The organism is Halobacillus sp. HZG1 (assembly GCF_035818575.1).
Taxonomy (GTDB): Bacteria; Bacillota; Bacilli; order Bacillales; family Halobacillaceae; genus Halobacillus; species Halobacillus litoralis.
Genome location: NZ_JAYLVQ010000061.1, coordinates 163,122 through 177,430, shown reverse-complemented (window position 1 = coordinate 177,430; position 14,309 = coordinate 163,122). Strand labels below are relative to the sequence as shown.

Annotated in this window: 13 protein-coding genes and 2 riboswitches; of the genes, 5 read left to right on the top strand and 8 right to left on the bottom strand. The window is 45.4% G+C overall.

Annotated elements, in window-relative coordinates:
* Positions 1-131: 131 nt before the first annotated feature.
* From VKA52_RS09985 to VKA52_RS09950, 8 genes are all read right to left on the bottom strand, one after another.
* A complete protein-coding gene (locus VKA52_RS09985) occupies positions 132-1,631 on the bottom strand; it encodes a sodium:solute symporter family protein (protein ID WP_326315550.1) in 1,500 nt (499 codons plus the stop codon).
* 95 nt (positions 1,632-1,726) lie between these two features.
* A complete protein-coding gene (locus VKA52_RS09980; RefSeq protein ID WP_326315548.1) occupies positions 1,727-2,149 on the bottom strand; it encodes a Zn-ribbon domain-containing OB-fold protein in 423 nt (140 codons plus the stop codon).
* Complete coding sequence (locus VKA52_RS09975) at positions 2,146-3,306, bottom strand: thiolase family protein (protein ID WP_326315546.1); 1,161 nt, start codon at positions 3,304-3,306, stop codon at positions 2,146-2,148. The genes VKA52_RS09980 and VKA52_RS09975 overlap by 4 nt, the downstream gene beginning before the upstream one ends.
* Complete coding sequence (locus tag VKA52_RS09970; RefSeq protein WP_326315544.1) at positions 3,306-5,249, bottom strand: acetoacetate--CoA ligase; 1,944 nt, start codon at positions 5,247-5,249, stop codon at positions 3,306-3,308. Before VKA52_RS09970 ends, VKA52_RS09975 begins: the two co-directional genes overlap by 1 nt.
* Positions 5,250-5,269: 20 nt before the next feature.
* Positions 5,270-6,424, bottom strand: a complete 1,155-nt coding sequence (locus VKA52_RS09965; RefSeq protein WP_326315542.1) for an acetyl-CoA C-acyltransferase — start codon at positions 6,422-6,424, stop codon at positions 5,270-5,272.
* A 72-nt stretch (positions 6,425-6,496) separates the two neighbouring features.
* A riboswitch (SAM riboswitch) is annotated at positions 6,497-6,604 on the bottom strand.
* 67 nt (positions 6,605-6,671) lie between these two features.
* Positions 6,672-6,776, bottom strand: a riboswitch (SAM riboswitch).
* 271 nt (positions 6,777-7,047) lie between these two features.
* The gene (locus VKA52_RS09960; RefSeq protein WP_326315540.1) at positions 7,048-8,466 is read right to left on the bottom strand and encodes a cell wall-binding repeat-containing protein; all 1,419 of its coding nucleotides are present in this window, start codon (positions 8,464-8,466) and stop codon (positions 7,048-7,050) included.
* A 332-nt stretch (positions 8,467-8,798) separates the two neighbouring features.
* Positions 8,799-8,987 carry a hypothetical protein gene (locus VKA52_RS09955; RefSeq protein WP_160911206.1) on the bottom strand — a complete coding sequence of 63 codons (189 nt, stop codon included), beginning with the start codon at positions 8,985-8,987 and terminating at the stop codon, positions 8,799-8,801.
* A 34-nt stretch (positions 8,988-9,021) separates the two neighbouring features.
* Positions 9,022-10,281, bottom strand: coding sequence for a helix-turn-helix domain-containing protein (locus VKA52_RS09950; protein WP_326315538.1), 1,260 nt, complete (start codon positions 10,279-10,281; stop codon positions 9,022-9,024).
* A gap of 236 nt (positions 10,282-10,517) precedes the next feature.
* Here VKA52_RS09950 and VKA52_RS09945 point away from each other — a divergent pair, with 236 nt between their 5' ends.
* The 5 genes from VKA52_RS09945 to VKA52_RS09925 all read left to right on the top strand — a co-directional run bounded on the left by VKA52_RS09945 (position 10,518) and on the right by VKA52_RS09925 (position 14,181).
* Positions 10,518-10,856 (top strand): hypothetical protein, encoded by a 339-nt coding sequence (locus VKA52_RS09945; RefSeq protein ID WP_160911210.1) that lies wholly within the window; start codon positions 10,518-10,520, stop codon positions 10,854-10,856.
* An 88-nt stretch (positions 10,857-10,944) separates the two neighbouring features.
* Positions 10,945-11,601, top strand: a complete 657-nt coding sequence (locus tag VKA52_RS09940; protein WP_326315535.1) for a DUF5819 family protein — start codon at positions 10,945-10,947, stop codon at positions 11,599-11,601.
* 22 nt (positions 11,602-11,623) lie between these two features.
* Positions 11,624-12,583 carry an HTTM domain-containing protein gene (locus VKA52_RS09935; protein WP_326315533.1) on the top strand — a complete coding sequence of 320 codons (960 nt, stop codon included), beginning with the start codon at positions 11,624-11,626 and terminating at the stop codon, positions 12,581-12,583.
* Complete coding sequence (locus tag VKA52_RS09930; protein WP_326315531.1) at positions 12,561-12,980, top strand: thiol-disulfide oxidoreductase DCC family protein; 420 nt, start codon at positions 12,561-12,563, stop codon at positions 12,978-12,980. Before VKA52_RS09935 ends, VKA52_RS09930 begins: the two co-directional genes overlap by 23 nt.
* Positions 12,928-14,181, top strand: a complete 1,254-nt coding sequence (locus VKA52_RS09925) for a transglutaminase-like domain-containing protein (protein WP_326315529.1) — start codon at positions 12,928-12,930, stop codon at positions 14,179-14,181. Before VKA52_RS09930 ends, VKA52_RS09925 begins: the two co-directional genes overlap by 53 nt.
* Positions 14,182-14,309 lie beyond the last annotated feature (128 nt).

Below are 14,309 nucleotides of genomic sequence, written 5' to 3'. Positions count from 1 at the left end.
CAGGTAGTGACTGTGGTACACAATTTCTTTCTTGTTCATATAAGCTTTTGCCGTACGTCTATACATCCCTGGGAGCAAGGTAATGTCTATAAAAGACATGCTACGTTTCAGAGTCTTTTACTTTTCATCGCTTAACTAGTTTTCTCCAACACTAACTTCTCTTTCTTCTCCCTAGGTGTCAGTACACTCACAAAACCCATAATAACAAAGGCCGCAGCTGCACTAAAGAACATCGCAATAAAGATATTTCCGATTAAGTTCAGAGATGTAAAAGCGACATATAAGGAAGCACCCGTAATTACAGCAGCAATCGCCCCATATTGATTCGCACGGTTCCAGAAGTATCCGAGAGTGATCGGTGCAATGATTCCGGATATGATCGCAGAAAAGCTGAACTGGATTAGGAAGGCCAAGGACTCTGGTCGTTCTAAGGAGAAGTAGAGAGACAGGAGTCCGACGACAATCAGTGATCCTTTCGCGACTTTCAACGATTTGTTGTCCAGCTCTTTTGCTGACATCTTTCTGGATGTTAGGAATGGTGCGACAATGCGGTACAAGTCGTTGCCGATACTTGTCGTGATTCCTAAGTACAGGCTGTCCGTGCTGGATAAGATTGCGGAGATGATTCCGACGATCATGATGGCTGCGATGACACTTGGGAATGCCTCAATCACATAGGTCGGGATGGCCGCATCGGCACTTTGTAAGCTTGGGAAGAGCACGCGGGCAGCGAGTCCACCGAGAACCATCAGAGTGGAAATGATACATAGCACGAGCCCTGCGGATAAGGTGAATGGAGCCAGGTCTTCCTCTTTTTCAATCGATAACACTTTGTTCAACAGGTGGGGCATCAATACGAAACTAAATAGAAGGAACTGTACAGCCATGATGGCGAGCGCACTGTTATACGGACCGCCGTCGGCAATGGCTGCAGTCAGGTTCGGGTCGATGCTGTGTAAGCGATCAGTCAGTACGCCGAAGACGTTCCATCCCCCACCGATGGTCCAGAAAAAGGAGACGACGATAAAGATCGAGGTGATGGCCATAAGAATTCCCTGGATGCCGTCCGTGATGATTTGCGCGAAGGCACCGCCTAGACCGATGTAAAGAATCGTGATGGCCACACCGATGATGATGCCCCAGAAGTAGGGAATCCCAATGACGGTTTCAAAAATGGTCGCAAGTCCGACGTTTTGTCCGACGATATAATAAACATTGAATAAGATCAGTAAAGATACGATGGCTTGCAGGGCTTTCGAGTTATAACGCTTTCCAAGCCATTCCGGAAGTGTCGACACATGACCGAATTTCTTCCCGTAACGCCAGAACGTTTTGGCGAAAAGAAGAAGTCCGACCCAGGAAACACCAAAGCATCCAAGGGTGTACCAGAGCACAGCGGTCCCGTGTTCGTAGGCGAGACCAGGGACGCCAATGAAAAGGTTGGCACTGGCGTAGGAGGTGGCGAAACTTGCACCGACAAGCCAGGGGCTCACTTTTCCCCGGGCCGTAGCAAATCCAGCCATCGACTGGCTGTGAGCCCGCCCTTTTTTACCCACCCACGTCACAGCGGCAAAGTATACAGCTAACAAAAGGATGACGGTCCATAGTAATACACTGGAACTTGTAAGCATCGTTTATCGTTCTCCTTTCTTCGTCGTGTAAAAATTCTTCCAGATGAATAGTCCGAGCAACCAGAATAAAGCAACAGCGATGAAATAAGTAAGGATCATATCGTTTCCTCCTGTTTTTTGAAGAATGGCAACGGGTGTGGCCCGATTTCACTGATTTCCATTTCAACTTTCAGATTATGTGTTAAGGCGGTTTCTTCTACCAATACATGTGTCAATAGAGAAGGTCCTTCTTCAAGAGCGACGACGCCGACCACATAGGGTGTATGTTCCTGCCACGCGGGATGTCCCGCACGATGGATCACGCTCCATGTTTTCAGCCTTCCTCGTCCGGACGCTTTTTTCCATGTTAACGAATCATGAAAACAATGGGGACAGTGTTCGCGGGGATAGAAGATCCACTGCTCACACTTGTCACATTGCTGAAGGCTCAAGTGTCCTGCTTGGATGCTTTCCCAAAAAGGCTGACTGATCGGTGTGATCGTCGGAACTGGTAAAGAAATGTTTGGTTGTTGGCTCATTGTTCTCCTCCTAACACAAGCGCCGTTGTTTCACTTAATGTGGCTCCATTCCCTGTCACGAGTGCTTTTTTAGCACTAGGGATTTGTCGGTTTCCCGCTTCGCCTCTCAATTGATGAACGGCTTCCACAACATGTGACATACCGCCGGCTAAGTCTGCCTGGCCAAAACCCAACTGACCGCCATGCGTGTTCAATGGATAATCTCCGTCATGACCGAAGCTATGGTTTTTGACAAACTCTCCGAATTCCCCTGGCTTACATAGACCTGCACTTTCAAGGGTTATTGCAACGACACTTGTATAACAGTCATACAATGAAAAAAGGTCGATGTCTTCCACGTTCGTCCGGGCTTGTTCAAGCGCCCTCGGGATTGAATAGCTAAATGGCAAGGCGTCTATGCCTGGTGCCTGGCTGACCGCCCGGTGGGTGATTTTTTCTCCCGCTCCTTTGAGATAGACCGGTTTATGCTTGCCCTGTGCTGCTTTTTCCGGAGAGGTTACAACAACGGCCGCACCACCGGCGACAGGCATGACGATTTCAAGCAGATGAAGCGGGTCGGCGATCATGGGGGAGGCGAGAATATCTTCGACTTCAACGGGCTTTCCATAAAAAATCGCATCCGGGTTCAACTGGGCATTTCTCCTGTGCCAGTAGGCGATCCTTGCAAAGTCTTCCTGGGTGGATCCGTGTTCTTCCATGTGCTGTCTTTTTAAGAGGGCATAGGATGTATTCGCTCCTGAGGCACCGAAAGGCACATCAAACTCGCGGATCGGATTACGGTTCGGAGACCTTAGTGTTTCGCCTTTTTCATTTTTGTTGGCTAATACACAGACGACGGTTTCGCACATGCCGGCCTGAATGGCTGCGGCTGCTCTCCATATCATCCCTGGACCGGTCGCTCCGCCGAGATCAACCGTATTAGACATCGTGGGATCGATTCCTAGATACTCAGAAACCGTCGCCGGCACATGCTGTGGCGTCTCCCCGACTTGGGGTCCGACGAGCAGGCCGTCGACATCTTCCTTTGAGATGCCGGCATCCTGGATGGCAAGTCGGACGGATTCTGCAATCAAACTTAAGGTGGTTTTTCCTTCTGAATAACGGACGGGCTTCAGCTCACCGATTCCGGTGATCGCCCCTTGAATTTGACTGGCCATTACACGAACTCCCTTTCTGAAAGCTGACGAAATGCTTGTAAGCTGGATGGATTACGTAAGGACGCTTCGTTTTTCACTTCTTCTCCTAAAGCGGCTGTTTTCGCTGCTCCTTCGACCCTTTTTCCATTGATGGTATGAGGGATTTCCTCCACTTGATAAATTCGCTTCGGTACATGACGGGGAGAAGCTTTGGTCCGAATCTGTTGGCGTATTTCTTTTGCCAAGTCTTCCGTCAGATGTCCCGTAACGACACAAAGGGTGATTTCTTCGTCGTTATTTTTCGGTAATCCGAAAACGACGCTGTCTTTGATTTCTTTGATATGGTCTACGACACCGTAAATTTCAGCCGTCCCAATACGGACGCCGCCTGGATTCAATGTTGTATCGGCACGTCCATAAATGATGAAGGATTGGTCGATGGTCTGTTCAGCTAAGTCCCCATGGGTCCAGATCCCTGGTCGTTTGGAAAAGTAGCTCTTCCGGTAGCGTTCCTCTCCACCTTCGCCGAAGAAGGTGAGCGGCATGCTCGGGAACGGTTTCGTACACACAAGGTCTCCTTTTTCTTCGTAAACAGAAGCTCCTCGCTCATCCAATACATCCACCGCCATCCCCAACGCTTTGCATGCGATTTCGCCTTGTTTAAGAGGGTGGACCGGAGATCCCATCACAAAACAGCCGATAATTTCTGTTCCGCCGGAAATGGAAGCAAGGAACAAATCCTGTTTGATGGTTTGATAAATCCAGTTGTATTGCTCAGGGGCTAAGGGAGCCCCGCAGGATAGCAGACTTTTCAAAGAGTCGAGCGAATGACTGCTTTTCAGGTCGACGCCTGCTTTCATCAATGTATCTAGGTATTTAGGACTTGTACCAAAATGGGTGATGCCGACTTCATCCGCAATGTCCCACAAATGGGTGAGGGAATCCTGTCTTACAGGAGAGCCGTCATACAACAGGATGGCGGCTTCACTGGTTAGCCCCGACACGAGCCATGGATACATCATCCAGGCGGTATTGGTGTACCAGAACAACACGTCATCTTGCTGGACATCGCAATGGAGCTGGTGTTCTTTCACATGTTGCAGAAGCGTCCCACCGACCGAATGGACAATCGCTTTCGGCAGCCCCGTCGTTCCTGATGTATATAAAATATATAAGGGATGGTTAAAAGGGACGGGTTCGAACGTTGGCTCTTCTGCTTCATTGTTACAAAGCTCGCTCCATGAAAGAGATTTAATCCCTTCAATATACGTTTCCCCTTCGAACGAGACGAGTGCGGATAGTCCTTCCAGGTGTTCCGTCGTCTGCTTGATTTTGTCCTCGATTTGGAACGGCTTTTGTTTATATTGATAGGAGAGAGTAGAGATCAATACTTTCGGTTTCACCTGACCAATGCGGTCGACGATTCCTTTCGTCCCAAAGTCAGGGGAGCAGGAGGTCCATGTCGCCCCTAATGAAGTGGTTGCAAGCAAGGCCACTAATCCCTGGATATCGTTCTTCGTGACCCCGGCGACACAATCGCCTTTTTGAACACCTAATTGTTTTAAACCTTCCTGGGCTTTGGCAACGGATTGTTTTAGCTCCTGTAAATGAATGCTTCGTTGAACACCTTCTTCATTTGCTTCATAGGCAACCACTCGATCAAGAGAACCCCTTAGCATGTTTTCAGCGAAGTTCAATCGTGCTTCCGGAAACCATGTACTATCTGGCATCGAAGGGCCAGGGACAAAAACACGGTCGCCTTTATTTCCGATAATTCCGGCGTAATCCCAAACGGCTGACCAAAATTCAGCGAGGTGAGAAACGGACCAGCGGTGGAACCGTTCATATGGAAAAAGCGGTTGGCCGGTAGATTCAGCAAAAGCTTTGATATGTGATTGTTCTATTCTTCCGCTCGATGGCTCCCATAGATAAGGAGAACGCTGAGCTGTGATTGATGTATTCATTGGAATTGTCTCCTTTCGAGTTATGTATGAGGCACTTCAATCAATAGGGCCATGCCCTGTCCGCCACCGCCACAAAGGGACGCGATGCCTTTTCCACCGCCGCGCCGTTTCAGTTCATGGGCAAGGGTCAAAACAAGCCGGAATCCTGTGCCGCCTAGTGGGTGACCAAGAGCGATCGCTCCACCGTTCACATTGACCCGGTCATAATCAATGCCAAGATCCCGGCAGCTGGCAATCACGACACTGGCAAAAGCCTCGTTGATTTCAAACAGATCGATATCGTCAGTCGTCAATTGGTGTCTATCTAATAGTTCCTGGATCGCTTGCGATGGTTTCGTTTGCAAGCTCGGATCTGGTCCGGAAATCTCTGACCAGTCGATGATTTCCGCCAACGGATTCTGCCCGAGTGATTCAGCTTTCTCTTTCGTGGTAACGATCCCAACGCTCGCCCCATCCGTCATCTGCGACGCATTGCCTGCCGTAATTGTGCCTTCGTTGGAAAAAGCCGGTGAGAGGTTCAATAACTTCTCGGCTGTTGTACCTTTGCGGATACCTTCATCTTCTTCAAGCAAACCTGAAAAAGGAGCGACTTCAGGTTGGAACCACCCTTTTTCTTGAGCATTCGCTGCTCGTTGCTGGGAAAGGGCGGCGTATTCATCCTGCTCCTCTCGACTAATTTCGAAGGAGCGGTTTTTCTCATCGGTAAGAGCTCCCATCGATACATCCGTTAAGGCGCACCACAAACCGTCGTTCAGTAAGGTGTCTTTGAGGATGCTATGGCCGAGTCCTGAAGAAGCACGTACAGGAGCAGTATGAGGAGCGTTCGTCATCGAGTCGAAGCCACCGACGATGTATAATTCTCCTTCGTTCAATTGCAGTCTTCGGGAGGCATCTGCGATCGTAGCGATCCCGCCTAAACAGACATTGTTCAATGTGATGGCAGGTGTATTGATCTCCACCCCCGCCTTATAAGCGACTTGCCTAGCAGGATTTTGGCCGCCCCCAGCCTGGATGACTTGGGCAAGCAGCGCGCCATCTGCCTGTTTGGCTATGGGATTTCTCTTAATTAGAGCGTTTAATGCGTGCGATCCAAGTTCTGCTGCGGATTTCTTTTTCAAAGCCCCTTTCCATTTTCCGAACGGGGTACGAATGCCATCTAAAAGTACAGTACTCATCTATGTAGCCACTCCTTTTTGTAAAATAGAAAGAGCCCTCTTCACAAAAAATAAGAAGAGGGCTCTTGGCTCTTCTTATCTTCCAGGATCATCTCCTGCAGGAATTAGCACCTTTTCAAGCGGTTGCTTGATGGTTGCCGGGCGTCAACGGGCCAGTCCCTCTGCCTCTCTGGATAAGAAATTGGTATTCAGTTGGAAATTATAAAACCTCTCTATCAGTGATAGAGAGGCTAGAGATTATGTAAATCTCTTATCTTCCTGAGCGTTCACTCAGTAGGATTTGGCACCATGCTATATAAATAGCGGTTGCCGGGTTTCACAGGGCCAGTCCCTCCACCTCTCTGGATAAGATGTTCTTTCGTTATTTGGTTAAGTGCCATGTTAGCAAGGGAAAGGATAAGTGTCAATGCATTTTATAGAAAAGTGTGAAAATTTATTATATTTGGGGTTCTGTTTTAGTAAGTGATTAACCAATCTATGAGGAACTTTTGGAGTTTTTCAGGATCATCCATAGAAAAACACCATCAAGTCATGATTGACTACTTGGTGGTGTTTGATCTGTTCTTAATTAATGATCTGTTTTTGGAGTTTTGTAAGGCTGCTCATGGAAGAGTAGTAGACTCCTATTCAAATAGCTCCAGAATCTCATCCTCCACATTTTCACTGACAGCTGCCGTGCCACCAAAAATAGTGAAGTAGAAGGTTTCGTTCTTAACAAAATAATCCTTCACTTCAGGCGAAAGGTAATTGGATGGAGTTAACAATAACGGTTCACCATACGTATAAGTGGCTCCTGCAAGAGCGTCTGCAAAGTCCGCTCCAGTCGCGATATTCACAAACGTCGGTTCCAGTTCGAAATGCTCAGCGATAGCAATCGATGTGCTGTATCTGTTCTTCCCTGAAATTCGCTCAGGATCAGGAAGTTGAGAGAAAACCTTTTGATCGACAACCCCGGAACCTCCTACAACATAGGTGAAGTCGTAATCGTTGATGGCCTGCTTCGTAGCTTCCGGAAGTTTACTTTTTTCTGTCAAAAGGATCGGCATCATGTTGCTTGCCGCTACAGGTGCAATGGAAAGGGCATCAGGGAAGTTTCTTCCGTATGCGACCACGGCTCCATCACTAGGTGGAAGCACTTCAGCAATAGCTGTTGCGGTTTCGTACCGGTCAGATCCTGAAATTCTTTCGACATCCAATCCTAATTTCACAAGGGAGTTTTCGACGTCTTTGGAAATGGCACCTGTGCCACCAAGGATCGTGACATGTTTGGCACCTAACACATCAATCGTCGATTTTGTAATTTGCGAAAGAGCGTTTTTCCTGGTCAAAAGAATCGGCGCATCATAGTAGAAGGCAAGCGGTGCTCCTGCAAGTGCATCAGGAAAATCGGCTCCTGTTGCCAGGATGATATGATCGTTTGGATACCCACCACTTCGACGTACAGCGATCGCTGCTGCGGTATGGTAGCGGTCTTCTCCGGCTATACGGTCAATGTATGGTTCCTCTTCGATAACAAAAGGACTCAGCATATACGTTTCTCCATTATTCAAGTCAGCTAAATCAGAAGCTTCAAGATAATAGACTCCCGGATTCAAATAAAACCCACCCGCAAATCCATACTCGTCGCTGTCTTTAAAATAGCTATCCATTTCTTCACCGGAGGAGCTATAAACATCTACATTCAGCTGCATGTTGGTTTCATCTACATCCATAGAGAAGAGAGATACAGAGAGATCCACTTCTTCATCTCCATTGATTTCAATCTTGTAATAATCCTTATCACCCTTAGTGAATGTACCTACGGCGAGATCCTCCGTGGTTATATGATTGGCTTGGGCCATTGTGTTATTCGGCTCTTCCTCTTCAAATTCTCCCCATTCATTATAGCCGAGCAGTTTAACTTCCTGAGCATTCGGAACCTGTTTTTGTTTTTTGAAATCTTCCAAACTCTTAAATGGTGTTTCGCTTGTGGCCAGGACAGGTGTGGTCAATAAAGTAGACGTTAATAGAGCAGCAACTGTAAAACCAACAAATTTTTTCACTCGTTTCATTTTCCCCTTTACTTTTAACTTCATTAGGACTTAAGCAACAGTGCAACCGCTTACTATACTTCTCTCATCACCTTCCATTCGAGTTCACTAAAAGGATTATAAATCAGTCCTCGAAGTAAAGCTATCTATTTTTTATGACAAATATCGACTTCAAAAGCTTTATGATTTATAAACCCTTTTTTATTGTCCAAATAAAATGACCCCGGTCCATTACCGAGGTCATCAATGGGAGTCTAAGAACAAGTGATTCATAATCAATTGTCTATTCGATTTGCTTTCTTCGAATCTATGTTTTATTTGAAGTCTGGAAGACGTGGTAAGTATTAGTTACTGAAAGGTAATTCATCACCGTGCGGATTGGTGGCAGGAGGTGCCGGGTGATCGTTTTGGGCTTCCTCACTATTTCCCTTTCCATTCTGACTGTTATTATTCCCTGCATCTGCGGCCACAACGGAAGCGGAACCTCCCAATATTAAGAAAACTAAACCAAACATGATGACACATTTTTTCATTCTATAATCCCCCTCTTAGAATTCATAGTATTGGTCAATGATCGACGGCATTGGTATAGTCCAACGCTAATTTGTAATAGCTTGCTGCTTTTTTATAACCTCCCTTCGCCTCATAGTATTCTCCTAAAAATCTCGAATACCTTTCCACTTCCTGGATTTTTCGATATTTTTTTAGTGTCGGCATGAACTCTTTTTTGACATATTCCTCCCATTTCTTTTCCTCTGCCTTAAAAAAGGAATAGAAAAACCAGAACTCTTTGGTTAAGACATTGTCACTGGGGAGTTGTTCTGCAATCTTTGTATGACTGTCTAGTTCGTGCAGGCATTCCTCGTTTTTCTTCTCCTGTATGTATACGAATAACAACAGCACGAGCGATTTGAAGTAACTGAGGCTGGTCTGTTCTTTATAGTACATGGCTTTCTTTAAATGGGTGATGGAAAGATCCCTCTCCTTTTTACGTAAATGCATGGTCGCTAAGTTATGGTAAATGACCCCGAGGTGATCACGATCATCGATTTCTTCTGCTAATGTTTTCGCTTTTTCAAAGTTGGAGAGGGCCGAATGCACATCCCCGATGCTGCTGAAGCAGATCCCGATGTGGATGTGGATTTTCAAACACTGCCTGGGTTTATAGTTGTTTTGAAAAACCGTAAGGGCGGACTGCGCATAGGAAAAGCTTACAGTTTCTTTTTGAAGCACGTATAAGGATAAGGCATACAGGAAATATAGATCGGCTTGTTCCAACTCACTAAGGTGGATGGAAGAATACTCGGCTAAACCTCTCTCAAAGTAGCCTTTAGCCTTATCTGGTTCGTTTACAACCCAATAGTAGTTTCCGAGATGTTTATAGTAAAAGAAGCGGTTTCTTGATGATAATGTCTCGAAGAAATCGTCTATGAATCTGAGGGAATGATCGACCTCGTCTATGAAGTCCAGGATGATGGCTGCTCGGACTTTTTTAATATGAAACTCTGCTTGGAGCTGGGTATGGGTGACGGGATGGATCAGTGGCTGCAATTCTTTATATATGCGTTCGCATTCATCTTTTTTATTATCTAACAGAGGCTCTTCCCATTGGTGGAGGAGCTTTTTTATTCTTCCTTCATCTGCCTGAATTTCCTCATAATCTACCCCTACTCTTTGCAACAGCAGGATAAGTGTTTCTTTTTCTACGGTGGTTTTATTGTTCTCGATCCTTGAAAGATAAGACGGGGAAACAATGGATTCGGCTGTTTCCTCCTGACTCATTCCCTTTTTCAATCGGTAGTATTTTAATATTTTTCCCATTTCCATAGTCATTCACTTCCTTCATTCATATTGCGCAAGGTATAGAAAATGAAAGCACAAATCGTCAAAAAAATTCAGTGACATGCGAAATACAGGTTTTAACAGTTCAATGATACCATTGATTTAGAAATAAATGTTGAAAAATTAGGACAACTTGGAAGGGGGGATGGATAGGAAAGAATGATGTTTGTCGTTTAGGGATAACCAGGCTATTTGAATATTAATGAAGGAGGAGAATCATTATGAAAAAACAATTGATTGCAGGTACATTAGCGTTGGGGTTATTTACAGGAGGAACAACCGCTACATCAGCTCTGGCTAGTACAGATGATATCAAGTCCCAGTCTACCATTGACGTAGAGCAGGTAACAGAAGAGGGCGCTAATCCTGAAGCGATTCCAGCGGTAGTCGGAGCATACGCACTGAAAGGGGCAGCGGTTGCAGGTGGTGCTTTTGTCGCTGGTGTCACAGCTAAAGCTGGGGCAGATGCTTACGATTGGGCTAAAGCTCAATTGGGAGGAAGTTCAGTCCAGTCTTCTCATGAAAATTATGAAGACGTGAAGGTCGTCTTTGATCAATAATCATCCATACTTAGATGTTCACAAATAAAGCAAGCCATGCACCGCCCTCCTTGAGGGCGGGTTGCTTGGCCTTTTAAGAGGTGACCTTATGATAAAAAAAGTTCTCATTATCTTATCTCTTTTCCTGTTTGCGGGGCATTTGATGTTTACCGTCCTTTATCTCACGCCTTTTAACCCAGTCAAAGCAAAATACAGTTTCGCCATTAATGGTTACATGGAGCCGGTATTTTCACAAAACTGGCGGTTGTTTGCTCCGAACCCTGCCTCGACGAATAATAAATTCCTAGTGCGGGCTGAATTCAAGGGTGGGGAAAAGACCGACTGGCTTGATTTAACGACATTCATGATTGAAAAAAACCAGGATAATCGATTCACTCCATATAATCGTTTAGTAAGAATCCAAAGAGGCGCGTTTACTTCTCTCTACCAGACGGACGAAGTGACTTTGAAAATCTCTGAAACGATCGAAGAAAAGAATTTAGACCGAGAAGATTATGAACATATGCTTGAGAATGAACGCACGAAGAAACAGGATGAATATGCCATGGACGCATTGAATCGATATGCACAGTCTTATGTCCGAAGCGTCTATCCGAATCGGGATATTAAGAAAACACAAATCATCATGCAGGAAACAAAGGCAAAGCCTTTCTCAGAAAAGGATAATAAGGATTACGAAAGAGAAGTGAACCTCCACAAATTCGAGTGGGAAAATTACACTGCCGTTTCACCTGTCTTTGATTAATGAATTCAAGGAGGGAAGGTCCATGAATCTGTTATTTAATAAATTGACAAATAAAAAATACATGTTGATTGGAACAAGTATCCTGAGAATTTCATTTGGATTATTAATCCTGTATATGTATCTGATTCATTATGCACAGAGGAGATTCCTATGGGGCCCGAATGGCATGCAGAGTCACGAAAGTTTGCTGGACCAAATGACGCTTACAAGCAACTTTTCTTTGTACCAGGTTTCCAATTCCGTGGTTTATTTTGAAATCATCTTCCATTTAGGAATCCTATTTGCGCTTTTGTTTACGGTAGGCTTCATGAACCGGACGGTGTCTATACTGAATTTCATTTTCTTATGGTCTTTGCAGCATGCCAATGTGCTCATTCTGGACGGTGGAGATAACATCATGAGGATCGTTCTGTTGTATTTGATTTTTGCGCATACAGCAAGTTACTTTTCTATCGATTCCAAGCTCAAAGCAGGAAAATTATCGAAACCCAAACCCTTATCGAATGCGCTACATAACCTTGCCGTTCTCGCATCTATCCTCCAATTATGCTTGATGTATTTATCATCCGGCCTGCACAAGGTCATGGGGGAGATGTGGACGAATGGTACGGCACTCTACTATATCCTGCAAGTCGGAGAGTACACCCATCCATTGTTCCAATCAATCATCTCATCTTCTGACATTATTTTAATGATTGGTGCGTATAGTGCCATTATTATTCAACTGTCTTTTCCATTTTTGCTGCTCAATCGATACACAAAGTATTTGGCCATGTTCAATGTCTTCGCATTACATGCAGGTATTGCTGTCGTTATGGGGCTCTTTACGTTTTCCGCTGCTATGATCACCATGCAGTTCCTCATGTTGAGTGACCGGGAATACGAAAAGGTCTTTGCTTATGTAGGGCGCACAGCAACTAAAGTCAGAGCGAAATTCCAGAGGCGGAAGGTGAAAAGTTATGAGACCAAACAAGTCCAGTAAACGGCGGGAAGTCATGATTTTTTATGATTCCTTTTGTCCAGTCTGTTCGAAAAGCATGCGTATCCTTACAAAGCTCGATACAGGAGATAAGTTCCAGTATGAAACGATTAGAGACAATCGAATCCTGGAGCGGTATCATATAAATAAAGAGGAAGCTGAAAAAAGGATGCACACCATCCGTCTCAAGGATCGAAAAATGGAAACAGGGATCTTCAGTGTTCTAAGAATTATGAAACAGATCCCTTTCTTCTGGGTTTTGGTCCCTTTTATCCAGCTTTCGATCTGGGCAGGAGCGGGGCCTGGGCTTTATGACTGGTTAGCTGACCGCAGGACGATTCTTCCGATTGGAGGTTGCGACGGAGACTCCTGTTCCATTCCAAAGCAGAAAAGTAGGTGAAGTGGTGAAAAAGGTTCATTATTCTTTTAAATACGAAAATCAAACATCAGACAATGTCCAGGTGTGGTTGGCCAATCCCCCTGAAACATACGCACAATCCCTCCTTTCTGAAGAGAAGCGGACACCTGAGCAGGAATTCAAGGATGATATCGGCAACCGGATCAGTTATTATGAGTTAGCCCCGGGGGAAGAGATCCACGCTTCTTATCATGTTGGGTTACAGGAAGGGGCAGCTGCAAGCTCCCCTTTGACGAATGAGGAAAAAGAAAGGTACACACGCTCAACAGCCATGATTCCTGTGAATGAGGATATGGAGAAAATGGCATTGGGTATCACGAAAAAATCCTCTGACGATAAAGAGAAAGCCTGGTTATTGTTCCAGCACATGATCAAGCATTATACATACAAATTCCCAGTCAAAGCCCGTGGGGTCGCTCATTTTCTTCAAGCAAAGAAAGGCGATTGTGGCGAGTACTCTTTCCTGTATGCTTCCCTTTGCCGCTCCTTAGACATTCCCTGCCGCGTAATGGTGGGTGCATTTGCGATGGGAAAACATCAGGCGCACGTTTGGAATGAGGTTTACTTGGAAGGGGAAGGGTGGATTCCTGTTGATACGAGTATGGCTTACACGGTACGTAAACAACTGTGGCGCTTTTTTTTCTCTTCCATTCGAACCTTACGCTGGCGCAAATACTTTGGGCAAACGGAAAACCAACGAATTGTTTTTTCCATTGATACCGAGCACGTACCGACACCTTTCTATCCAAAGGAGGAGACGAAGGGGAGTCATCCATACGAAACATTCCCACTTGCTGGAGAATCGTTTGCGTGGGGTAAAAGTTCACTTCATGGCACCATTCCTTACTTCCAGCCGATGTATTTCTATTATCAAGCAGAAAAACCACACAAGTTGAAGCGTACAGAAGAAGCACTTGGTTCCTGGGAAGTGAAGGAAGCCGATAAACTAAAAGGACTGTTGGATCTTAGGAAAGTTTCAGGATACCTGTCCTTGTTTCTTGCTATTACCTTTTTATTCACCGGTTGGGAGATTGCCAGCATTCTATTTCCATTTCCAGCCTTCGCTTATTGTCTCAGCTTTTGGATGAGAAGGGAGCGGCCGCTGTTTTTCTCAGTTGCCTCTGGTTTTTTCGGCGTGATCAGTCTATTGGTAACCTTAGGTTTTCTGTCTGAGTTTATATGAACGGCCTGTGTAAAGATGAAAAACAGCGCAACACCATTGGTATTCCATTGGTGTTGCGCTGTTTTTATTGATGACCTCTCATCTGATTCTGGGCTTGATCGCGTGTCCAATGTATTTCATGTGGTTGC

Bases quoted from the DNA above. Each gene is read 5' to 3' on its own strand.
- VKA52_RS09980 (WP_326315548.1), bottom strand. From the start codon at position 2,149: ATGAGCCAACAACCAAACATTTCTTTACCAGTTCCGACGATCACACCG.
- VKA52_RS09970 (WP_326315544.1), bottom strand. From the start codon at position 5,249: ATGAATACATCAATCACAGCTCAGCGTTCTCCTTATCTATGGGAGCCA.
- VKA52_RS09945 (WP_160911210.1), top strand. From the start codon at position 10,518: ATGAAAAAACAATTGATTGCAGGTACATTAGCGTTGGGGTTATTTACA.
- VKA52_RS09950 (WP_326315538.1), bottom strand. From the start codon at position 10,281: ATGGAAATGGGAAAAATATTAAAATACTACCGATTGAAAAAGGGAATG.
- VKA52_RS09935 (WP_326315533.1), top strand. From the start codon at position 11,624: ATGAATCTGTTATTTAATAAATTGACAAATAAAAAATACATGTTGATT.
- VKA52_RS09965 (WP_326315542.1), bottom strand. From the start codon at position 6,424: ATGAGTACTGTACTTTTAGATGGCATTCGTACCCCGTTCGGAAAATGG.
- VKA52_RS09940 (WP_326315535.1), top strand. From the start codon at position 10,945: ATGATAAAAAAAGTTCTCATTATCTTATCTCTTTTCCTGTTTGCGGGG.
- VKA52_RS09930 (WP_326315531.1), top strand. From the start codon at position 12,561: ATGAGACCAAACAAGTCCAGTAAACGGCGGGAAGTCATGATTTTTTAT.
- VKA52_RS09985 (WP_326315550.1), bottom strand. From the start codon at position 1,631: ATGCTTACAAGTTCCAGTGTATTACTATGGACCGTCATCCTTTTGTTA.
- VKA52_RS09975 (WP_326315546.1), bottom strand. From the start codon at position 3,306: ATGGCCAGTCAAATTCAAGGGGCGATCACCGGAATCGGTGAGCTGAAG.
- VKA52_RS09955 (WP_160911206.1), bottom strand. From the start codon at position 8,987: ATGAAAAAATGTGTCATCATGTTTGGTTTAGTTTTCTTAATATTGGGA.